Annotated in this window: 18 protein-coding genes and 1 pseudogene; 13 read left to right on the top strand and 6 right to left on the bottom strand. The window is 70.1% G+C overall.

Annotation, left to right across the window (positions count from 1 at the left end; genetic code table 11):
• Positions 1–3: 3 nt before the first annotated feature.
• The 4 genes from ACFP2T_RS36565 to ACFP2T_RS36550 all read left to right on the top strand — a co-directional run bounded on the left by ACFP2T_RS36565 (position 4) and on the right by ACFP2T_RS36550 (position 3,326).
• Positions 4–207, top strand: a complete 204-nt coding sequence (locus ACFP2T_RS36565) for a formate dehydrogenase subunit delta (RefSeq protein ID WP_377430156.1) — start codon at positions 4–6, stop codon at positions 205–207.
• Between the two features lie 164 nt (positions 208–371).
• Positions 372–1,223, top strand: coding sequence for a hydroxypyruvate isomerase family protein (locus ACFP2T_RS36560; protein ID WP_377430154.1), 852 nt, complete (start codon positions 372–374; stop codon positions 1,221–1,223).
• 1 nt (position 1,224) lies between these two features.
• The gene (locus ACFP2T_RS36555; RefSeq protein WP_377430152.1) at positions 1,225–2,109 is read left to right on the top strand and encodes a 2-hydroxy-3-oxopropionate reductase; all 885 of its coding nucleotides are present in this window, start codon (positions 1,225–1,227) and stop codon (positions 2,107–2,109) included.
• Between the two features lie 32 nt (positions 2,110–2,141).
• Positions 2,142–3,326, top strand: coding sequence for a glycerate kinase (locus ACFP2T_RS36550; RefSeq protein WP_377430149.1), 1,185 nt, complete (start codon positions 2,142–2,144; stop codon positions 3,324–3,326).
• Between the two features lie 237 nt (positions 3,327–3,563).
• Here the strand turns inward: ACFP2T_RS36550 and ACFP2T_RS36545 are convergent.
• Both ACFP2T_RS36545 and ACFP2T_RS36540 read right to left on the bottom strand, forming a co-directional pair.
• Positions 3,564–4,463, bottom strand: a pseudogene (locus ACFP2T_RS36545) (molybdopterin molybdotransferase MoeA); the annotation flags it as partial.
• Entirely contained in the window at positions 4,460–4,705 is a 246-nt protein-coding gene (locus ACFP2T_RS36540) for a DUF6457 domain-containing protein (RefSeq protein WP_377430147.1), read from the bottom strand. The pseudogene ACFP2T_RS36545 and the gene ACFP2T_RS36540, both read right to left, overlap by 4 nt.
• A 100-nt stretch (positions 4,706–4,805) precedes the next feature.
• Here ACFP2T_RS36540 and ACFP2T_RS36535 point away from each other — a divergent pair, with 100 nt between their 5' ends.
• Complete coding sequence (locus tag ACFP2T_RS36535; RefSeq protein WP_377430144.1) at positions 4,806–6,179, top strand: OFA family MFS transporter; 1,374 nt, start codon at positions 4,806–4,808, stop codon at positions 6,177–6,179.
• Between the two features lie 35 nt (positions 6,180–6,214).
• Entirely contained in the window at positions 6,215–7,063 is an 849-nt protein-coding gene (fdhD, locus tag ACFP2T_RS36530; RefSeq protein WP_377430142.1) for a formate dehydrogenase accessory sulfurtransferase FdhD, read from the top strand.
• Positions 7,064–7,274: 211 nt separating this feature from the next.
• Here the strand turns inward: fdhD and sucD are convergent, their stop codons facing one another.
• Both sucD and sucC read right to left on the bottom strand, forming a co-directional pair.
• On the bottom strand, positions 7,275–8,150 hold the full coding sequence (gene sucD / locus ACFP2T_RS36525) for a succinate--CoA ligase subunit alpha (protein WP_377430178.1): 876 nt from the start codon (positions 8,148–8,150) through the stop codon (positions 7,275–7,277).
• Positions 8,151–8,155: 5 nt separating this feature from the next.
• Entirely contained in the window at positions 8,156–9,334 is a 1,179-nt protein-coding gene (gene sucC / locus ACFP2T_RS36520) for an ADP-forming succinate--CoA ligase subunit beta (RefSeq protein WP_377430140.1), read from the bottom strand.
• Between the two features lie 398 nt (positions 9,335–9,732).
• On the opposite strand from sucC, the gene frc reads away from it, so the two are divergent.
• The 5 genes from frc to ACFP2T_RS36495 all read left to right on the top strand — a co-directional run bounded on the left by frc (position 9,733) and on the right by ACFP2T_RS36495 (position 16,564).
• Complete coding sequence (gene frc, locus ACFP2T_RS36515; protein ID WP_377430138.1) at positions 9,733–10,962, top strand: formyl-CoA transferase; 1,230 nt, start codon at positions 9,733–9,735, stop codon at positions 10,960–10,962.
• Positions 10,963–11,048: 86 nt separating this feature from the next.
• A complete protein-coding gene (locus ACFP2T_RS36510; RefSeq protein WP_377430136.1) occupies positions 11,049–13,214 on the top strand; it encodes an acetate--CoA ligase family protein in 2,166 nt (721 codons plus the stop codon).
• A gap of 298 nt (positions 13,215–13,512) precedes the next feature.
• Positions 13,513–14,919, top strand: coding sequence for an Nramp family divalent metal transporter (locus tag ACFP2T_RS36505; protein WP_377430134.1), 1,407 nt, complete (start codon positions 13,513–13,515; stop codon positions 14,917–14,919).
• A gap of 44 nt (positions 14,920–14,963) precedes the next feature.
• A complete protein-coding gene (locus ACFP2T_RS36500; protein ID WP_377430132.1) occupies positions 14,964–15,542 on the top strand; it encodes a hypothetical protein in 579 nt (192 codons plus the stop codon).
• Positions 15,539–16,564 (top strand): TerC family protein, encoded by a 1,026-nt coding sequence (locus ACFP2T_RS36495; protein ID WP_377430130.1) that lies wholly within the window; start codon positions 15,539–15,541, stop codon positions 16,562–16,564. Before ACFP2T_RS36500 ends, ACFP2T_RS36495 begins: the two co-directional genes overlap by 4 nt.
• Positions 16,565–16,571: 7 nt before the next feature.
• Here the strand turns inward: ACFP2T_RS36495 and ACFP2T_RS36490 are convergent, their stop codons facing one another.
• Positions 16,572–16,781 carry a hypothetical protein gene (locus tag ACFP2T_RS36490; protein WP_377430127.1) on the bottom strand — a complete coding sequence of 70 codons (210 nt, stop codon included), beginning with the start codon at positions 16,779–16,781 and terminating at the stop codon, positions 16,572–16,574.
• Between the two features lie 704 nt (positions 16,782–17,485).
• On the opposite strand from ACFP2T_RS36490, the gene oxc reads away from it, so the two are divergent.
• Together oxc and ACFP2T_RS36480 are read left to right on the top strand one after the other, a co-directional pair.
• Positions 17,486–19,219, top strand: coding sequence for an oxalyl-CoA decarboxylase (gene oxc / locus ACFP2T_RS36485; RefSeq protein ID WP_377430125.1), 1,734 nt, complete (start codon positions 17,486–17,488; stop codon positions 19,217–19,219).
• Between the two features lie 291 nt (positions 19,220–19,510).
• Entirely contained in the window at positions 19,511–20,872 is a 1,362-nt protein-coding gene (locus ACFP2T_RS36480) for an NAD-dependent succinate-semialdehyde dehydrogenase (RefSeq protein WP_377430123.1), read from the top strand.
• A 420-nt stretch (positions 20,873–21,292) separates the two neighbouring features.
• Here ACFP2T_RS36480 and ACFP2T_RS36475 read toward each other — a convergent pair whose 3' ends face one another.
• Positions 21,293–22,054 (bottom strand): GntR family transcriptional regulator, encoded by a 762-nt coding sequence (locus tag ACFP2T_RS36475; protein WP_377430121.1) that lies wholly within the window; start codon positions 22,052–22,054, stop codon positions 21,293–21,295.
• Between the last annotated feature and the right edge of the window lie 241 nt (positions 22,055–22,295).

The raw sequence follows: 22,295 nt of genomic DNA, 5'->3' as shown, positions 1-22,295 counted from the left end.
GCGATGTCTCCACAGGTCAGGATGGCCAACGACATCGCCGTCCAGTTTCGGCACCAGGCGCCGGATGCGGCGGCGGCGGCGATCGCCGACCACATCCGGGCGTTCTGGGATCCCCGGATGCGGGCCGAGCTGATGCGGCGGGTCGAGTCCGAGCCAGAGGCGTTGGATCCGCTCGCCCTGGCCGCGACCCGGCTGCTGACGGGCTGAGGCACCGGTCACCCAGGTTCATTCGTGGCCTCGCGCTGAACGCGCGGGGCCACGTCGCCGTTCTCGGTGTGGTACGGATCGGCGCCGCCATGCCTTGACTCTGTTCCATACTGCATACAGAATTCTGTAGATACGAAGGATCGTTAGCTGCTTAGGGAGGGCCCGTGCCCGCACATCGCCTCCGCTTCGACGTGAACTGCTCGATCCTGTTCGCCGACCTGCCCCTGCTGGAGCGGCCGGCGGCGGCGAAGGCGGCCGGATTCGACGCGGTCGAGTTCTGGTGGCCGTTCGCCGCGGCAGTGCCGCGGGCGTCACACGTGGAGGCCTTCATCGAGGCCATCCACGATGCCGGCGTCCAACTCGTCGGCCTCAACTTCTTCGCCGGGGACATGCCCGGCGGCGACCGGGGGGTGGTGTCCTGGCCGGCACACTCCGCCGAGTTCCGGGAGAACGTCGAACTGGTCGCGGTGATCGGCGCCGCCACCGGATGCCGGTCCTTCAACGCCCTGTACGGCAACCGGGTCGCCGACGTCCCCCTGGGTACCCAGGAGGAGACGGCGGTGGCGAACCTGGCCTTCGCGGCGACGGCGATGGCCCGGATCGGCGGCACGGTGCTGGTCGAGGCGGTGAGCGGGCCGCAGCCGTATCTGTTGCGCACCGCCGCCGACGTCGTCGCGGTGCTGGACCGGGTGCGGACCGAACGCGAGGTGCGGAACCTGGCGTTCCTGGCCGATCTCTACCACCTGACCGTGAACGGCGACGACCTGACCAAGGTCATCGCGGAGCACGCCGACCGGATCGGGCACGTACAGATCGCCGACGCACCGGGGCGGCACGAACCGGGTACCGGCGAGATCGACCTCGACGGCCACCTCCACCAGCTCGTGCAGGCCGGCTATCGCGGCTGGGTCGGACTGGAGTACGTCCCGAGCGGGCCGAGCGAACACAGCTTCGACTGGCTGCCCCGGGGCCACCGGGCCGCCGACGCCGACCAGACCAGCGAAGGAGAACGCTGACATGACCAGCATCGGTTTCATCGGCCTCGGCATCATGGGCGGTCCGATGGCAGTCAACCTGGTCAAGGCCGGGCACGACGTCATCGGCTACGACGTCAGCCCGGCCCGGATCGCCGTACTCGCCCAGGCCGGTGGCCAGGCCGCGACCGGCATCGCCGAGGTGGTGCAGAAGACGGACATCATCGTCACGATGGTCCGCGACTCGGCCGACGTCGAGGCGGTCGCCCTCGGCGACGACGGCATCCTGGCCAACGCCCGCCCCGGGCAGCTCTACATCGACACGAGCAGCATCTCGCCCAAGACCTCACGTGAGGTCGCCGAGGCGGCACGGATCCTGGGGGTACGGGTGCTGGACGCCCCGGTCAGCGGCGGCGAGGCCGGCGCTATCGAGGGCAACCTCTCCATCATGGTCGGTGGCGACGCCGAGGACTTCGAGGCGGCGCGGTCGATACTGGAGGTGGTCGGCGCGACCGTGGTACACGTCGGCCCGCACGGCGCCGGCCAGACGGTGAAGGCAGCCAACCAGCTCATCGTGGCCGGCACCATCGAACTCGTCGCCGAGGCGATCGTCTTCCTGGAAGCGTACGGGGTGGACACCGAGGCAGCGGTCCGGGTGCTGGCCGGCGGCCTGGCCGGCAACCGGATCCTGGACCGCAAGGCGGCCGGGATGCTGGCCCGGCGCTTCGAGCCCGGTTTCCGGATCGACCTGCACCACAAGGACATGGGCATCGTCACCTCTGCGGCCAGGGAGGCCGGCGTGGTCATCCCGCTCGGGTCGGCGGTCGCGCAGTTGATTGCCGCGCTGAAGGCGCAGGGCGACGGCGGCCTCGACCACAGCGCACTGCTGAAGCTGGTCGAACAACTTTCCGGCCGGTCCTCGGGTTGACCGGCCGCGAGGCTGCCGCGCGGATCCGCCGCGTGTTGCTGGCGCCCGACAAGTTCAAGGGCAGCCTGACCGCCACCGAGGTCGTCCGGCACCTGACCGCCGGGCTGCGTCGGGCCGTACCCGACATCGAGGTACGCGGTTTTCCGGTCGCCGACGGTGGGGACGGCACCCTCGACGCGGCGGTCTCGGCCGGCTTTCGGCGGATACCGGTCGACGTGACCGGGCCGACCGGTATCCCGGTCCGGACCGCGTTCGGCTACGCCGACGGCGTGGCGGTGGTCGAGCTGGCGGACGCCTGCGGCCTGCGCCGACTGCCGGACGGGGTACCCGATCCGCGGCACGCCAGCAGCCACGGCGCGGGTGAGGTGATCCGGGCGGCCCTCGAACACGGCTGCGCGGAGGTGGTGCTCGGACTCGGCGGCAGCGCGAGTACCGACGGCGGGGCCGGGCTGGTCGGCGCGCTGGGCGTACGCCTGCTCGACGAGCGGGGTGCCGAGCTGCCGCCCGGCGGTGCGGCGCTGCGCCACCTGCACCGGGTGGACCTGACCGGGTTGCATCCGGCGGTCCGGCGTACTCGCTTCGTGGTGGCTGGCGACGTGAACAACCCGCTGCTCGGCCCGACCGGTGCCGCCACCGTGTACGGCCCGCAGAAGGGTGCGACCGACGACGACGTCGCGGTGCTGGAGGCGGGCCTGACCCGCTGGGCCGAGCTCGCCGAGGCGGCGATCCGAGCGGCGGACCTGCCCGGAGCGACCGGGTCCGCTCCGGGCCTTGGCGTCAGCCGGTGGCCCGGGTCCGGTGCGGCCGGTGGGGTCGGGTTCGCCGCGCTCGGCTTCCTCGGGGCGCGTTTCCGGTCAGGCATCGAACTACTGCTTGACCTGCTGGGCTTTCCGGAGGCGTTGGCCGACGCCGACCTGGTGGTCACCGGCGAGGGATCGCTGGACGCGCAGAGCCTGCACGGCAAGGCACCGGTCGGGGTGGCCACGGCGGCGGCGGATGCTGGCGTACCGACGGTCGCCGTCGCCGGTCAGGTCAGCGTCGGCCCGGACGAACTACGGAAGGCCGGCATCCGGGCGGCGTATCCGCTCACCGACCTCGAACCGGATCCGGCGGCCTGTCTCGACCGCGCCGCCGAGCTGGTCGAGAAGGTCGCGGAGACGCTCGCCGCCGACTGGCTGGACCCGTCGGGGCGGGACGGTGCTCTCGGCGGCGGGTAGCGGAAGCAGTTCGATCTCGGCACCGGCCCAGCCCGGCGGCACGATCGCGAGCGCGTCCGCCCCGGCGGCGCCCCAGAGCGAACCGGGACGGTCGTGCCCGACGGGCAGGGCCACCGACCCGACCCGGGCCACCGGCACCAGCCGGGTGTCCCGATCGTGCGGTGCCACCGGTCCCGTTAGCGTGGCGGTCAGCACCGGCGGCTCGACCCGCCCGGCCAACCGGCCGATTAACGGGGCGAGCAGGGTCAGCGCGGCGACCAGCGCCGCGTACGGGTTCCCGGGCAGGCCGACGACGAACCGGCCGTCCGGCAGCACCGCGAAGAGCTGCGGATGACCGGGCCGGCAGGCGACGCCCCGGACCGGCACCCGCGCGGCCAGCGTGTCGAGGGCGCCGCGCAGATGGTCGGCGGCACCCGCCGAGGTGGCCCCACAGACCACCAGTACGTCGACGTCCGGGCGCAGCAACGCGTCGACCAGCGCGGCGGAGTCGTCGGTGACCCGGGTCTCCCAGGCCAGCTCGGCACCGGCGGCCCGGACCAGACCGGGCAGCATCGGCCCGATGGCGTCCCGGACCTGTCCCGCCGTGGGAATCCCGGTGCTGCGCAGTTCGGCTCCGGTGACCACCATGCCGACCCGGGGACGCCGGTGCACTGTCAGCGTGTCGTGTCCGAGACTGGCGGCCAGCCCGAGCACGACGGGGTTGACGACGGTGCCGGCGGGCAGCACCTCCTGGCCGGCCGGGCAGTCCTCGCCCCGTCGGCGTACGTGCCGGCCGGGGGAGAACTCGCCGGTCACCGTACGGCCCGCCCGGGTGGCCCGCTCGTACGGCAGCACGGCGTCGGCGCCGGCCGGTACCAGAGCCCCTGTGCCGATCTCCATCGCGTTCCCGGGCACCAGTGGCGAGGGTGGATCCGGGTCGCCGGCCAGGATCCGCCCGACGATCCGCCACGGGCCGGTGCCCGCGACGGCGTACCCGTCCATGGCGGCGGCGTCGTACGCCGGCAGTGGGGAGAGCGCGACGAGCGGTTCCGCGAGCGCGGAGCCGACCGCCTCGGAGAGTGGTACGTCGACCGGGGGGAGCGGACTGCCCGCCTCCCGGGCGCACCGCCGGGCCTGGTGCCAGCCGGTGGCGTTCACTGCCCGGAACCCCGCCCGGGCCACTGGTGGGCGAGTCTGGTCAGTTGGTCCGCGGCTTCGGCGAGGGTGGCGCCCCGGCCGACGACCACGCCGAGCAGGAAGGTGCCGAGCGGCGCCGCCGGCCGGGTGACCCCGTGCGCCACCTCCCGGGCGACGTCCAGGATCAGCCGCTGGTCGAGTACCGCCGGATCGAGACCGAGTTCGTCGATCGCCTGTCGGGTCCAGTCGTCCAGCACGCTCATGTCCACTCCCAGTCGTCGTCTCGACCTGGACAGTCGCCCGTCCCATGGTGGAGAATATGCATCCCACATACTGTATACGATGGGCAGTTGGAGGCACCAGATGACGGACTCCAGCAACGACACGACGGTACGCGAGGTCAGCGACCTCTACGGCCGCCGCTACCGGGTCGGCGAGAGCGACCGGGCCCTGTTGGGGCGATCGCGATCGTGGATGGTCGGGTTGCCCTGGGCCGCGATGCTGGCGATCAGCCTGTTCCAGTACGGCTTCGGCGCGGCCCTGCCAACCCTCGTCGAGGCGAACGGGTGGAGCCTGTGGCAGGCGTTCGGCGTACTCGGGCTCTGGGTGGTCGCCCAGGCGGCCAGCTCGCCGCTGGGCGGGTGGCTCTACCAACGGCTGCGGGTACGGCTCGCCGTACCGATGCTCGTCGGCGCGGCCTGCTGCCTGACCGCGCTGGTCACCCTGGCGCACAGCGGTGAGCTGGTCACCGTCCTGCTGGGCTACTCGGTGCTGGGCGGCATCGGCGCCGGCCTGGTCTACATGACCTGTATCGCCACGGTCACCGAATGGTTCCCCGAGCGGCTCGCCTCCCGGGTGGCGATGGTGAGCGCCGCGTTCGGCTACGGCGCGATCCCGTTCGTCGTCGTCGCCGGCTACACCCTCGATCCGGCGAACCGGACGGCCGTGCTGGACGGTGCCGCGGTGACCGTCTTCGGCGTGGTGGCGATCTGCGGGCTGCTGATGCGCAAGCCGCCGAGGAACTGGTGGCCGGCGCAGATCGACCCGCAACGTTGGGCCGTCGACCGGCGACTCAACCGGAGCATCCCGCACAACCGTCCCGCCGCCCGGCCCTATCCGCCGCTGGCGGCGGTGCGCAGCGGCATGCTGCCGATGATGTTCGTGGTCGTGGTGCTCACCGCGGCCATGGCACTGTTCGACATCGCCTACCTCGCCGGGACCGCGTACACCCAGGGACTGCCGGCGTTGACCCTGGTCGCCGCGATGAGCGCGCTGGCCGCCTCGAACGGGATCGGGCGGGCGGTGACCAGCTCGGTCGCCGACCGGATCGGCCGGCGCGGGACCCTGGGCCTCTCCCTGCTGGTCGGTGGGGTGGCCCAGTTCGGCCTGCTCGCCGCCGCGACGAACGAGAACCATCCGGCCGCCGTGGTGTGCTTCGCCGCACTGGCCGGCGCCGGCACCGGGGCCGGCTACTCGCTGCTGGTCAGTCTGGTACGGGACTGGTTCGGCGACGACGCGACCGTGCCGAACTACGGGATCGTGTACACCGGAAAGGCGGTCGGCGGGTCGGTCGGGATCGTGCTCGCGGGGCTGGTGGTGACGACCCCGGACTCCGTCGTGCCGTTCGTGGTGGCCGGCTGTCTCGGCCTGCTCGGCGCGGCGTTGACCCGCTGGATGCGCCAGCCCGGGTTGGCCGTGGTGCGGCTGCCGTCGACGCTTCGGGCCGACCGGCTCTAGCCAGGCGTCGGGCAACGAGGATTGGTGGTGGCGGGATGGGACGGGTGACGAGTCGGCGCCGGGTGGTGCGGATCGTCGACGGGGTGGCCAGCGAGCCGGTCGACACCCTGGCGGCCGAGGAACCGCTGGAGATCCGGGTGAACGGACGGCCCCTGGTGGTGACGATGCGGACCCCGGGCGACGACTTCGACCTGGCGGCCGGGTTCCTGGTCAGCGAGGGCGTGGTGCGGCGTGCCCGGGATATCGCCGGTATCCGGTACTGCGCGGGCGCCACGGCGGACGGGGTCAACACGTACAACGTGGTCGACGTGGTCCTGTCCGCCGGAGTGGCGCCACCGGACCCGTCGCTGGAGCGCAACTTCTACACCACCTCGTCGTGCGGGCTCTGCGGCAAGGCGAGCCTGGACGCGGTGCGTACCGTCGCGGCGTGGTCGGTGCGGGACGATCCGATCCGGCTCGACCCCGAGGTGGTCAGCACCCTGCCCGACACGCTACGCACCGCGCAGCGGGTCTTCGACCGCACGGGCGGCCTGCACGCCGCGGGACTCTTCTCCGCCGCCGGGCGGCTGCACTGCCTGCGTGAGGACGTCGGCCGGCACAACGCTGTCGACAAGGTCGTCGGCTGGGCGTTGCGCGACGGGCGGCTGCCGGTGCGCGACACCGTGCTGATGGTCAGCGGGCGGGCCTCGTTCGAGTTGGTGCAGAAGGCGGTGATGGCCGGCATCCCGGCGCTCGCCGCGGTCTCCGCACCGTCCTCGCTCGCCGCGGATCTGGCGGCCGACGCCGGACTCACCCTGATCGGTTTCCTGCGGGGCTCGTCGATGAACGTGTACGCCGGCGCACACCGCCTGCTGCGGCGGGACAGGTCCGAGCTGCCGGCGTGACCGGGGTCCGGGCTGCCGGCGTGACCGGGAGTGCCCGCCGCTGGCCCGGCGGGGCCGCCGTGGGCGGGACCGGGCCGTGGCCGGAGGTTTAGTCGAGCGCGGGGTCCGGGCGGAGGTGTCGGACTCCGCCCGGACCGGCGCTGACCTCGGGTACGGCGGGTACCGGGTGACCCGGCCGGAACGACCGGGCCACCCGACGGCTCGCCGTCGGTCAGCGCGCCAGTAACGTCTCGCGCATCAGTGCGGCGGCCTCGGACGGCGTCCTGCCGACCCTGACTCCGACCGCCTCCAGGGCCTCCTGCTTGGCGGACGCGGTTCCGGACGATCCGGAGACGATCGCGCCGGCATGCCCCATCGTCTTGCCCTCGGGTGCGGTGAAGCCGGCCACGTAGCCGACCACCGGCTTGCTGATGTGGGCCTTGATGTACTCCGCGGCGCGTTCCTCCGCGTCCCCGCCGATCTCGCCGATCATCACGATCGCGTCGGTCTCGGCGTCGTCCTGGAACGCCTGTAGACAGTCGATGTGGGTGGTGCCGACGATCGGGTCGCCGCCGATGCCGACGCAGGTGGAGAAGCCGAAGTCGCGCAGCTCGTACATCATCTGGTACGTCAGGGTGCCGCTCTTGCTGACCAGACCGATCCGCCCTCGCTTGGTGATGTCGGCCGGGATGATGCCCGCGTTGGACTGGCCGGGGCTGATCAGGCCGGGGCAGTTCGGCCCGATGATCCGGGTCGCGTTGCCGGCGTCCTGGGCGTACGCCCAGAACGCCGCGGTGTCGTGCACCGGGATGCCTTCGGTCAGTACCACGGCCAGGCTCAACTCGGCGTCGATCGCCTCGATCACCGCGGCCTTGGCGAACCGGGGCGGCACGAAGACCACCGAGGTGTCGGCGCCGGTCGCCTTGACCGCCTCGGCGGCGCTGTTGAACACCGGGATGCCGTCGACGTCTTGGCCGCCCTTGCCCGGCGTGACTCCGGCGACGATGTTCGTTCCGGCGGCGACCATCCGCCGGGTGTGCCGGGTGCCTTCGATGCCGGTGATGCCCTGGACCAGCACCCTGCTCTTCTCGGTGAGGAAGATTGCCATGACTGTCACGCCCCCTTGCCGGCGAGCTCGGCGGCGAGCCGCGCCGCGCCGTCCATCGTGTCCGCGGTCCGTACGCCGGCGAGCGCGGCCTCGGCGAGGATCCGTCGCCCTTCCGCGGCGTTGTTGCCGTCCAGCCGGACGACAAGTGGTTTGGTGATCGTCTCGCCCCGGCCGGTGAGCAGCCCGACCGCCTGGACGATGCCGTTGGCCACGGCGTCGCAGGCGGTGATCCCGCCGAAGACGTTGACGAAGACGCTCCGCACGTCGGGGTCGCCGAGGATGATCTCCAGCCCGTTCGCCATCACCTCGGCCGAGGCTCCGCCGCCGATGTCGAGGAAATTGGCCGGCTTCACCCCGCCGAACTGCTCGCCCGCGTAGGCGACCACGTCGAGCGTGCTCATAACCAGGCCCGCGCCGTTGCCGATGACTCCGACGGACCCGTCGAGCTTGACGTAGTTGAGGTGTTTCTCGGCGGCCCTGACCTCCAGCGGGTCGGTGGCGCTGACGTCGACGAACTGCGGATGTCCGGGCTGTCGGAACCGGGCGTTGTCGTCGAGGGTCACCTTGCCGTCCAGCGCCCGTACCGTGCCGTCGGCGAGCTTGGCCAGTGGGTTGATCTCGACCAGGGTGGCGTCCTCGGAGCGGAAGACGTTCCAGAGTCGGACCAGGATGCTGGCCACGACGTCGCGTACATCGTCCGGCAGGCCCGCGTCGGCGGCCAGCCGGAGCGCGCTCTCCCAGCCGAGTCCGGCGGCCGGGCTCACCTGGAGCCGGGCCAACGCGTCCGGGTTCTCGGCCGCCACCCGCTCGATCTCGACACCGCCCTGCCGGGAGGCCAGGGCGAGGAACGAGCGGTTGGACCGGTCGAGCAGGACGGAGACGTAGTACTCGTCGACGATGTCGCTGGCCTCGGTGACCAGCACCTTGTGCACGGTGTGGCCCTTGATGTCCATGCCCAGGATCGCGGTCGCGACGTCGCGTGCGGCGTCGGGACCGTCGGCCAGCCTGACCCCGCCGGCCTTGCCCCGGCCACCGGTTTTCACCTGGGCCTTGACCACTACGCGTCCACCGATCTCGGCGGCGGCCGCATAGGCCTCGTCGGGGGTGCTGGCCACGCGGTTACGGCTGACCGGTACGCCGTGCTTGGCGAAGAGTTCCTGTGCCTGGTGCTCCAACAGATCCACCGGGCCTCCCTTCTGTTGACCTTCGGTGGGTTGCTCCCGTTGATGGGGCACATCGGACGGGAGTGGAATCGGGACCGGACGTGGTGGTGGGGCCGGGCGCGGATCCACCGGGAAGGTGGACCGGACCGTCCCCGGATGAACCGGAGGAGTCCGTCCCTGGTCCGCGCCGATGTTCGGGGCCGGTCTGCCGGTCCGCCGAAGGCTTTCGCGGAAAACGTTCCGCTACCCCCTAGACACTCCGCTGTTACATGCGCCACGATATTGCCTACCCCATACGGTATGCAATCCCCGAAGCTGGGCGGAGGGTCGGCAGACCAACCCACAGCAGCGGTAACACCAGCGGAAGTTCAGCTGCACGGTCGGAAGTGCACGGCGTGGCGCGCACAGGAGGTTGGCTCATGGGTAAGGCACTGGAGGGCGTTCGGGTCCTCGACATGACGCATGTACAGTCCGGTCCCTCGTCCACGCAGATCCTCGCGTGGCTGGGTGCGGACGTCATCAAGTTGGAGGCTCCGGGCCACGGTGACATCACCCGTTCCCAACTCCGGGACATCCCCGACGTGGACAGCCTCTACTTCACGATGCTGAACGCCAACAAGCGCAGCATCACCCTCAACATGAAGCACCCGCAGGGCAAGGAGGTCTTCACCAAACTGGTGTCCGGGGTGGACATCCTGGTGGAGAACTTCGGCCCCGGTGTGGTCGAGCGCTTCGGCTTCCCCTGGGAGCGGCTTCAGGAGATCAACCCGGGACTGGTCTACGCCTCCATCAAGGGATTCGGGCCCGGCCGCTACGCCAACTTCAAGGCGTACGAGGTGATCGCCCAGGCGATGGGCGGGGCGATGAGCACCACCGGCTTCGAGGACGGGCCGCCGACCGCGACCGGGGCCCAGATCGGCGACTCCGGTACCGGCATCCACCTGGTCGCCGGCATCCTGGCCGCGCTGTACCAGCGCACCCGGACCGGGCGCGGCCAGCGGGTCCAGGTCGCCATGCAGGACGCGGTGCTCAACCTGTGCCGGGTCAAACTGCGGGACCAGCAGCGGCTGACCCACGGGCCACTGGGGGAGTACCCCAACGAGAGCTTCGGCGACGAGGTGCCCCGATCCGGCAACGCCTCCGGCGGCGGCCAGCCCGGCTGGGCCGTGCGCTGCGCCCCGGGCGGGCCGAACGACTACATCTACGTGATCATCCAACCGGTCGGCTGGAAGCCGATCTGCGAGCTGATCGGCAAGCCGGAGCTGGCCGAGGATCCCGCGTGGAGCACCCCGCAGGTGCGCCTTAACAAACTCGACAAGGCGTTCGCGCTGATCGAGGAGTGGACCGAGCGGCACACCAAGCAGGAAGTCATGGAGCAGCTCAACGCGCACAACATCCCGTGTGGGCCGATCATGTCGACCCGGGAGCTGATCGAGGACGAGACCCTGGCCGCGCTGGGCTCGGTGGTCGAGGTCGACCATCCCGAGCGGGGCCCGTTCAAGACGGTCGGCAACCCGATCAAGCTCTCCGACTCGCACGTCGACATCGAGCGTTCGCCGCTGCTCGGCGAGCACACCAGGCAGGTACTCGGCGAACTGGGCTACACCGAGCAGGGGATCGGCGAGCTACGTGCCGCCGGCGCCATCTGACGACCCGGCCGGCCCGTCCGACCAGTCCCACGATCTGCCGGTCCGCCGGAGCCCGGCGGAGTGCCGTTGACGAAGGAGACGACGAAATGCCGATAGACGACAGCGGCTACGACCGCGAGGCCGTGCGCCGGGTGCTCGACCAGGCCGGTGCGGAGGGACGGAGTTCGCTGACCGCTCCCGAGGGTCGGCTGGTGGTCGAGGCGTACGGGATCGCCACCCCGGGCGAGGGCCTGGCCGGCAGCGCCGACCAGGCGGTGGCGTTGGCCGAGGAGATGGGCCTGCCGGTGGTCCTGAAGATCGTCTCGCCGGACATCCTGCACAAGACCGAAGCCGGCGGAGTACTGGTCGGGCTGGGAACGGCCGCGGAGGTCGCCGCCGGGTACGACACCATCATCGCGAACGCGAAGGCGTACCGGGCCGACGCGAAGATCGTCGGGGTCCAGGTGCAGCAGCAGCTCAGCTCCGGGCACGAGGTGATCGTCGGTACGGTGACGGACCAGACGTTCGGCAAGGTCATCGCCTTCGGCCTCGGCGGCGTACTGGTCGAGGTGCTCAAGGACGTCACCTTCCGGCTCGCCCCGACCGACACCGCCACCGCGCTGTCGATGATCGACGGAATCGCCTCGGCCGAGATCCTGCGCGGCGTACGCGGCGCCGAGCCGGCCAACCGGGAGGTCCTGTCCGACCTCATCGTCCGGCTCTCGGATCTGGTCACCGACTTTCCGGAACTGGCCGAGGTCGACCTCAACCCGGTGCTGGCAACCTCGACCGGAGCGACCGCGGTGGACGTCCGGATCCTGGTCGATCCCAAGGCTGCCGAGCGCCCGGAGCAGTTCACCGACGAGGAGATCCTGGCCAGCATGAACCGGATCATGCGGCCCGCCTCGGTCGCGGTGATCGGCGCCTCCGCCGAGGCCGGCAAGATCGGCAACTCGGTGATGAAGAACCTGGTGAACGGCGGCTACCGGGGCGAGATCTACCCGATCAACCCCAAGGCCACCGAGATCCTGGACCGCAAGGCGTACAAGAGCATCACCGACGTACCCGGACCGGTCGACGTCGCGGTCTTCGCGATCCCGGCCAAGTTCGTCCCGCAGGCGCTGGCCGAGGTCGGCGCCAAGGGAGTGGCCGGAGCCATCCTGATCCCGTCCGGGTTCGGCGAGACCGGCAACCACGAGTTGCAGGCCGAGGTGCTCGCGGTCGCCCGCCAGTACGGGGTACGCATCCTCGGGCCGAACATCTACGGTTACTACTACACCCCGGAGAGCCTGTCCGCGACGTTCTGCACCCCGTACGACGTCAAGGGCGGAGTGGCGCTCTCCTCGCAGAGTGGCGGAATCGGGATGGCCATCCTCGGTTTCAGCCGCTCGGCCCGGATGGGTGTGTCCGCGATCGTCGGCGTGGGCAACAAGGCCGACATCGACGAGGACGACCTGTTGACGTTCTTCGAGAGCGACCCGAACACCCAGCTCATCGCCATGCACCTGGAGGACCTGAAGGACGGCCGGTCGTTCGCCCGGACCGCCAAGCGGGTGTCGGCGACGAAGCCGGTGCTCGTGCTCAAGGCCGGCCGCACCGACCAGGGCGCCAAGGCGGCCAGCTCGCACACGGGCGCGCTGGCCGGCAACGACAAGGTCTACGACGACATCCTGCGGCAGAGCGGTGTGATCCGCGCCCCCGGCCTCAACGACCTGCTGGAGTACGCCCGCGGCATCCCGCTGCTGCCCACCCCGCAGGGCGAGAACGTCGTCATCATCACCGGCGCCGGCGGTTCCGGGGTACTGCTCTCGGACGCCTGTGTGGACAACAAGCTCACCCTGATGGAGATCCCGCCGGACCTCGACGAGGCGTTCCGCAGGTTCATCCCGCCGTTCGGCGCGGCCGGCAACCCGATCGACATCACCGGCGGCGAACCGCCGTCGACCTACCGCAACACGATCGCGCTCGGCCTGTCCGACCCCCGCATCCACGCCCTGATCCTCGGCTACTGGCACACCATCGTCACCCCGCCGATGGTCTTCGCCGAACTGGTGGTGGACGTGGTCGAGGAGTTCCGGGCCAAGGGCATCCACAAGCCCGTGGTCGCCTCGCTCGCCGGAGACGTCGAGGTCGAGGAGGCCAGCGAGCACCTGTACCGGCACGGCATCGTCGCCTATCCGTACACCACGGAGAAGCCCGTCGCCGTGCTCGGTGCGAAGTACCGGTGGGCACGCTCCGCCGGCCTGCTCGGCGGCCAACCGGACGGCCGCTGAGCCATGCACAGTTCCACCACACCGGGCAGTTGGAGGGGCCACTAGCGACACGGCGACCCGCTCCGCGGCCAGGGGTCAAAGGACAGAAACGTCGGATCTGGGCCGTCCTCCAGATCCGCGCGTCGTCGGAATCCCGAGGAGGTCCAGCGTGGACGCTTCGAACAGCCCTTCGCCCAGCCAACCGACAAGTAGTACGGCACCACCCACCGGCGCTCCCCCCGTCCCGGGGCAGCGCACCGGCACCGGCACCACCATCGACACCGAGGACCGGGTATGGCGGGCCGGAAAGCTCGAACCGATGCCGATCAGGGAGCTGCCGAAGGCACCGCCCTCGATCCACCTGCTCGGCCCGACCGTGTTCCTCGTCGCACTCGGCGTGGGCATGGGCGAGTCGTACATGTGGCCCCGACTGGTCCTGATCTTCGGGCCGGAGATCAGGTGGCTCTTCCTGATCGGCGTCACCCTCCAGGCGTTCGTCATGCTGGAGATGGCCCGGTACGCGATGGCCACCGGAGAGAGCATCTTCTTCGGCGCCGCCCGGGTCTTCAAACCGCTGATGTGGTTCTTCTTCAGCGTGGCGATCCTGGTCTACATCTGGCCCGGACACCTCTCCACCGGCGCCGCCGCCTTCGAGGAGGTGACCGGGATACCCTGGACCGTCTCGGCCTGCGTCGGTCTGATCCTGGTCGGCGTGGTGTTCAGCCTGGCAAAGGTGATCTACCCGCTGCTGGAGAGCCTGCTCGGGCTGCTGATCGGCGTACTCGTGGTCGGCACCTCGGTGGTGGCCTCGCTGGTCGGCCGGTGGAGCGACGTCACCTCCACCCTCGGCGGCATGTTCCACTTCGGCTACCTGCCGGACGAGGCGATGTCGGCGGCCTGGTTCCCGGTCATCGTCGGTGCGATCGCCTTCGCCGGTCCGTCCGGCATGCAGCAGATGTGGTACACGCTGCACCTGCGGGACTCGGGTGCCGGCATGGGCGCGCACATCCCGAAGATCCGCGGTCTCCGGCACGCGGGCGAGCAGGAGGTCATGCCGTCGCGTGGCTTCATGTTCGACACCGACAACCCGGAGGAGATGAAGAAGTGGAGGGGGTGGCGGCGCTGGGTGACCTTCGACGCCCTCCTGCTCTTCTGGGGCGTCACGATGCTGGTCACCGTCTCGTTCACCGTGCTGGCCCAGACCGCCGTCCGGGAGAACCCGAACGTCGGCGACCTGATCCGGGACGGTGACCGGGAGGTGGCGCTGACCGCCATGGCGGACGCGTTCGCGTCGGCCGGTGCGCCGGTGCTGCACGGCGTGTTCCTCGGGTTCATCGCGCTGATCGGGCTCAACGCCACGCTGGGTCTGTTCGACTCGTTCTCCCGGGGCCAGGCCGACATGACCTACCACTTCGTACCCGGTGCGAAGCGGTTCAGCATGTCGAAGCTCTACGCCGGCTTCCTCTGGGGCGTCATCACCTTCGGCATCCTGATCCTGAACTTCGGCCCCGCCGACGGTCCGGGCGCCATTCTCGACGTGCTGGCCTTCCTGTCCACCTTCGCGATGGGCGCGTACTGCGTCGTACTGCTGCTGGTGAACAACCGGATGCTGCCCAAGCCGATCCGTCCGGGCATCGTGCAGAACCTGGTGATCGGGTTCGGCGCGGTGTTCTACCTGGGCATGCTGATCTACAGCCTGGTCAGGTTCGGCGTGGTCGTCGACTAGTACGACGGAGGAGTTGTCATGACCAAGCGGAGTGAGGGAAAGCCGTGACCGGCCAGCAGCTACGCCACCTCGGCCAGCTCGCGCTGCCGGGCGCCACCATCGGGGCGATCGCCGGGCTGGCGGCCTTCGGGCTGGCCCTGGTCGCCGGCCAGCCCGTCGACTGGGCGCTGGCCACCGGCCTGGCGCTCGGGCTGCCGCTGGTGTTGCTCGGCGGCGGGTTCGGGCTGCTGCTGGCGGTCGGAACCATCTCGCCGGGGGTCTTCGCCCCGACGGCGCTCTACTGGCTCGTCGGGTTCCCCCTCGCCCGGTTGGCGCACGAGGTGCTGGTCGGCCTGCTTCTCGCAGGCCGACCGGCCGTGCCGCCGGACGTGCTCGGCTTCCTCGCGTACCAGGCGATCGTCAGCCTCGGCTTCGCGATCGGGTTCAGTTGGCTGCACGAGCGGGTCGCGCCGGGCTGGCTGCGCCGGATCCGGCACGGCAACCCGCGGGCCGAGCGGCTGTACCTGTTCTACCTGCGGCACGCCGAGGCGCAGTGGGAGGCGAAAGAGAGTCGACGGCGGGCCCGGGCCGCAGCTCGGGGCACGGGTCGGCCGAACCTGTTCCGATCCAAGGGAGCGTCATGAATCTACCGGTCTGGGTATGGGCCGTAACGATCGTCGGTTTCCTCGTGATGATCGCCTTCGACTTCTACCTGGTCGCCCGGAACCCCCGTGAACCATCCTTCCGGGAGTGTGTCGGCTGGGTGAGCTTCTACGTACTGGCGGCGGTCGCCTTCGGATTCCTCCTGATCGCGACCGCCGGTCCCGGCTACGGAGGCCAGTTCTTCGCCGGCTGGCTCACCGAGTACTCGCTCAGCGTCGACAACCTGTTCGTCTTCATCATCATCATGAGCCGGTTCGCGGTCCCGATCCAGTACCGGCAGAAGGTGCTGCTGATCGGCATCGTGCTGGCGCTGCTGATGCGGGGCATCTTCATCGCGGCGGGTGCCCAGGCCATCGCGCGGTTCGACTGGCTGTTCTACCTCTTCGGCGCGTTCCTGATCTACACCGCCATCAAGCTGGTCGGACCGCAGCAGGAGGACGAGTTCTCCGAGAACGTCGCGCTGCGTACGGCGAAGCGGATCCTGCCGACCACCGAGTCGTACCGGGGTGCCTCGGTGCTGGTCAAGGTGGACGGCCGGACGATGGTGACGCCGATGTTGATCGTCATGGTCGCCATCGGCACCACCGATCTGCTGTTCGCGCTCGACTCCATCCCGGCGATCTTCGGCCTGACCCAGGAGCCGTACCTGGTCTTCACCGCGAACACGTTCGCGCTGATGGGCCTGCGGCAGCTCTACTTCCTGCTCGGCGGCCTGCTGGACCGGCTGGTGTACCTGAGCAAGGGGTTGGCGTTCATCCTGGCCTTCATCGGCGTCAAGCTCGTGCTGGAGGCGCTGCACCACGACGGGGTGTCCTGGGCGCCGGCGGTGCCGATCGCCGTCTCGCTCGGGGTCATCGTCGGCACGTTGCTGGTCACCACCGTTGCCAGCCTGGCGAAGTCCCGGCGGGACCAGCTCGAACGGCCGTCCGCCGCCACGGAGGGGATGGGGGCCGAGGCCCCCGGTGCCCACGACACCGTGACGGCGGACCGGGACGCGGTCTGACCGGTCGTCAGACCTTGACCAGGTCTTCGTCCGCCGTGGAGCCGCGGAGGAAGCGCTTGATCTCCTCGTCGCTCGGCCGGGCGGCCCGGCGCTGGTTCTCCAGCGCAGCAGCCAGGCCGAGCCCGAGGGAACGGCCGTCGGCCGGGAACCCGGTCGGCAGGGCAAGCCGGTCGGAGAGTCGGGTCAGGGAACGTGAGAACGTTCGCCAGGTGGTCATGACAGCATCACTCCTGCTTGTCGGTCTTCCCGGGAAACGACGCTTCCCGGGACTGTGCGCACCGGACCGGGCGACATGAGTCCGTCCGGGACGGTGGTCCGGCAGGACACCCGGGTGTGCCTGGTGGGGCCGGGCACACCTGGGTCGCCGGACCTTCCCGCCGTCACGCCTCGTCGCGTGGCGGCCGGATATGTGTCTGTCGCCGGAGCGATGACCGGTGGGGGCGGCCGCGGCCGTGCGGGCCCTCGGCCCCGCGGTCCGGACACTGTATGAACGGTATGCCGGCATCTCTTGTGGACCTACCCGATGCCGTGCCACCACAAACCCTCGTGCTCGTCCTGTCCGGCGACAGGTCCTTGTTCGACAGTCCCAGGATACCGGCTTCGGTATACAAAAAACGATCCAGTGACCAAGGCCACCCGCGTCGCCGACCCGTCCACGACCACCAGTGTGGCGCCGGTGCGGGCCAGCCTGCCCGGAAAACGTCTCTGCTACCCCCTAGACACCCCGCTGTCACATGGTCCACGATTATTGCCTACCCCATACGGTATGCACTTCTAGATCAGGGAGGGGAAAGAGCCTCGTTTCCGTGCGCGCTCCGCGCAGTGCCCGTCGCCGTCGCCGACCAGGCCAACCCGGACGATCGGGAGCTAAACCACATACAGTACGCAGAAGTCGCACGACCATGATGGAGGACCCTGATCATGACCATCGCTTCCCTCCGGGAATCAGAAGCTGGCGACGTCGTAGGCGCGAAGAAACTCACCGACGGGATCCATCTGGTCGTCGATGCGCTCAAACTCAACGAGGTTGACGCCATCTACGGCGTCGTCGGCATCCCGATCACCGACCTGGCCCGCCTGGCGCAGGCGTCTGGCATCCGCTTCATCGGCTTCCGGCACGAGAGTGCTGCCGGGCACGCGGCGGCGGCGGCCGGGTTCCTGACGAAAAAGCCGGGAATCTGCCTGACGGTGTCCGCTCCCGGATTCCTCAACGGCCTGGTGGCCCTGGCCAACGCCACCGTGAACTGCTTCCCGATGGTGCAGATCTCCGGATCCAGCGAGCGGCACCTCGTCGACCTCCAGCGGGGCGACTACGAGGAGATGGACCAGCTGGCAGCGGCCCGACAGTTTGCCAAAGCGGCATACCGCGTACACCGGGCGGAAGACATCGGCCGCGGCGTGGCCCGCGCGATCCGCACTGCCGTGTCCGGACGACCGGGAGGCGTCTACCTCGACATCCCGGCCGCGGTCCTCGGCGAGGTCATCGACGCGGATCTGGGCGCGGCGTCACTGTGGCGGGTCGTCGACCCGGCACCGCGTCAGGTGCCCGAACCCGCGGCCCTGGACCGCGCGATCGAACTGCTCGCGAGCGCCCAGCGCCCGCTCGTCGTGCTCGGCAAGGGCGCTGCGTACGCGCAGGCGGACGACCAGATCCGCCAATTCGTCGAGCTCACCGGTGTGCCCTACCTGCCGATGTCGATGGCGAAGGGCCTGCTGCCCGACGACCACGCGCAGTCGGTAGCCAGTGCCAGATCGCTGGCCCTACGCCGGGCCGACGTCGTGATGCTCGTCGGTGCGCGCCTGAACTGGCTGCTCGGGCACGGCGATGCGCCGCAGTGGAACTCGGACGCCAAGTTCATCCAGGTGGACATCGCCAGCACCGAGTTGGACAGCAATCAGCCTATTGCGGCGCCGCTCGTCGGTGACGTCGGTTCGGTGATGCAGGCCCTGATCGAGCGGACCGGACCCGGCCAGATCGCGGTACCGGCCCAGTGGCGGGACGAGCTTTCGGCTCGCTCCGCGGAGAACGTCGGCAAGATGGCCAGGCGCCTCAAGGCCGCCGAAACGGCCCACCCGATGAAGTTCCTGGGCGGGCTGCAGGCCATCCGCGATGTCCTGCGGGAGAACCCGCAGGCATATGTCGTCAACGAGGGCGCGAACGCGCTGGACCTGGCGCGTAACACGATCGGTATGCAGGTGCCGCGACACCGCCTGGACAGCGGCACCTGGGGCGTGATGGGCATCGGCATGGGGTACGCGATCGCCGCCGCGGTCGAGACCGGAGAACCGGTCGTCGCCATCGAGGGCGACAGTGCGTTCGGGTTCAGCGGCATGGAGATAGAGACGATCTGCCGCTACAACCTGCCCGTCGTCACGGTCGTGCTGAACAACAGTGGCGTCTACCGTGGCGACGCTGTGTCAACCTCCGGGGACCCGGCACCGACCGCCCTCAGGGCCCGGCACGATCTCATGATCGCCGCATTCGGAGGTAGGGGCTATCGGGCGACGACGCCGGTGGAGGTCGCCGCCGCCCTGCGCGAGGCCCTGACGCTGCGCCAGCCCGCGCTCATCGACTGCGTCATCGACCCCGCCGACGGGACCGAGAGCGGCAACATCGCCCACCTCAACCCCAAGGGCATCACGGTGCAGCGGTGAGGACGGTCGGCTCTCCCCGTACCCCACGGCACGCATCGATGACCGGGCCGTACCGCACCGTCCGGGTCGGCGAGGAGGGCGTCGAACATCTCGCTCGGGCGCCTCGGTCGGCTCGCGCGTCCTGAGTAACGCCAGCCGCCGCTCCGGGCCGCCCGGCGACCTGCCGCCCGGGGTGTCGACCGCCCGTGAGGATCCGCCGGGCGGCGGACGGATGCGATCTGTAGACAGTATGCAGAGCGATGACAGAGTATCCCGGCGCAGTGTTGGTAGAGAACGGAGGCTCGGACCCCTATGTACACAGTTACCGACCCAGCGACAGGTGAACTGATCGAGAAGATCGAGAACGCGACCGAGGCGGAGGTCCGTGAAGCGATCGATCGCGTGCACCACGGGTACTTGTCGTGGCGGCGTCGGCCGGTCGCCGAGCGGGCCAGGATCGTGTCACGCGCGGCGGACCTGTTCGCCGAGCACGCCGACGAACTGGCGGCGACGATGACGTTGGAGATGGGCAAGCGGATCAACGAGGGCCGCGGTGAGGTCGGCGTGGTCGTCGACATCTTCAGGTACTACGCCGACAACGGTCCTTCGCTGCTGGCCGACGAGCCGCTGGAGATCAGGGGCGGCAAGGCCGTCATCACCAAGAACCCCATCGGGCCGCTGCTCGGCGTCATGCCGTGGAACTTCCCCTGCTACCAGATCGCCAGGTTCGTGGCGCCGAACCTGGTGCTCGGCAACACGATCCTGCTGAAACATGCCTCGATCTGCCCCCGGTCGGCAGCCTCGATCGAGCGGATACTGCACGACGCCGGGGTGCCTGAGGACGTGTACGTGAACATCTTCGCGTCCAGCGCGCAGGTCCCCCGGATGCTCGCGGACCCCCGCATCCAGGGGGTTTCCCTGACCGGCAGCGAACGGGCGGGCATCTCGGTCGCCGCCGAGGCCGGAAGGAATCTGAAGCGGGTCGTCCTGGAACTGGGCGGTTCCGACCCGCTGATCCTGCTGGACACCGACGACATGGACAAGACCGTGAAGGCCACCGCGACCGCCCGGATGCGCAACTGCGGCCAGTCGTGCAACTCGCCCAAGCGGATGATCGTGCTCGCCGACATCTACGAGGAGTTCGTCGACCGGCTGACCACGCATGTGGCCGAGACCTTCGTGCCCGGCGACCCCGGCGATCCCGCGACGAAGTTGCCGCCGCTCGCGTCGGTCGCGGCGGCTGACGAGGTGGCCGGTCAGGTCGAGAAGGCGGTCCGGCAGGGCGCGACGCTACGCACCGGCGGGCGTCGCATCGACCGGCCCGGCGCCTATCTCGAAGCCACTGTGCTCACGGACGTGACCCCCGAGATGGACGCCTACTACGAGGAGATCTTCGGCCCTGTCGTGCTGGTCTTTCGCGCGGAGACCGAGGAGGAGGCGGTCGCGATCGCGAACGACTCGCCGTTCGGGCTCGGCGCGAGTGTATGGGGCACGGATCCGAACCGGTTGCGCCGGGTTGCCGGGCAGATCGAGTCCGGCATGGTGTATCTGAACAGCGCCGGTGGGTCGCAGGCCGACCTCCCGTTCGGCGGGATCAAGCGCTCCGGGATGGGCAGGGAACTCGGCGCGGCCGGCATCGAGGAGTTCATGAACAAGAAGTCCATCCGCCTGTAAAGGAGTGTCGACCGAGCGGGATGGACCCGGGCCCGCTCGGCGCCCTCGGCGTCGGGGTGCCGCTCGCGCTCGCGGCGAACTACGCACGGCCCGACAAGGGGGTCGTCTGCCTCTCTCAGCCGTCGCACCAGGTACGCGCCCCGGACCGGGTAGCCGGTCGCACCGGGCGTGGCCCACCGAGGTGCCCGTTCCGCGAGGTCGGGATGCGCTCGTCGCACCGCATCCGGCACGACACCTCCGCGGGCGGGCACCTTCGGTGTGCCGATCCCCGTTCGACGCCGCGCGAGCGGCGGGCCGGTCAGACCGGATACGTCAAGGGCCCGGCCAGGTCATACCCGGCCGGGCCGAGGAACGTCGTCCGGTGTCGTCCCCGCCGGACCGCCGGTGGACGACGGGCGGTCCGGGGGAGGGGCCGGCCGGTCAGCCCAGGGCTTCCCGCTCGGCGGCCTCCTTGCGCCGCTGGTGGTAGCTCTCCCGGGTGCGTTCGGTGTGTCGGCGCATTATCTCGCCGGCCCGCCTGCTGTTCCGGCCGGCGATCACGTCGATCAGTGCCGCGTGCTCGTCCCAGGCCTCCCGGCCACGGGTGCGGGCGATCGGCGAGTAGTACCACCGCACCCGGCGGTCCACCATCGCGATCAGCTGGGCGAGGACCTTGTTGCCGGACATCGCGACCACGTGCGCGTGCAGGGCCGCATTCGCGTCGACCAGGGCCACCTGGTCGTCGTCGCTGAGCGCCTTCTCCCCGGCGCGCTGCAACTCCCTGAGCCGCTCGACCTGTTCCGGCGTGGCCTGCTTGGCGGCCAGCCGCGCGGACTCCGTCTCGAGCAGGGTCCGGGTGGTGAGAAGCTGGTCGGCTTCCTCCTCGGTGGGCACGTGTACGAAGGCGCCGAGTGCGGGACGCAGGTCGACCCAGCCCTCGCTCTGCAGCCTTTGCAGGGCCTCCCGGACGGGCTGCCGACTCACACCGAGCTGGGCGGCGAGTTCGTTCTCGACAAGATGCTCGCCGGGCTGCAGCTCACGATTGATGATCATCTCGGCGATGACGTCGTAGACCGCCTGGCGCAACGGCGCGGGCCGCTCCAGAGGCTGACGCGCGGCCCGGGGTTCGCCACGGGCCGCGGCGAGTCGTCGTCGCCCACCGTTGGCACCGGCTGGCGAGGTCCCGCCCCCCCATTCGGTCATGGACTACCTCCGGCTGCGAGAAAACGATCGGGCACTGCACCCGAATTGGGTTATAGCATACAGTCGGCGAGATGCAATCGATGAGCCTGGTGGCGGGTGTCCTCGGCACGCATTCTCCGCAAAGGCCGGATACACCACGCGGCGCCGGGCGCACCGTTCCTGGCAGCGCCGCTGGGGCGGGCGGCTTGGCCGCCCACCCCTGAGCGATTCGATGTGCGGGATATGCGTGGTAGCCGACCTC

The sequence above is a fragment of the Plantactinospora solaniradicis genome (genome assembly GCF_042658085.1).
GTDB classification, from domain to species: domain Bacteria; phylum Actinomycetota; class Actinomycetes; order Mycobacteriales; family Micromonosporaceae; genus Plantactinospora; species Plantactinospora solaniradicis.
This window is presented reverse-complemented; position numbering and strand designations above follow the sequence as displayed.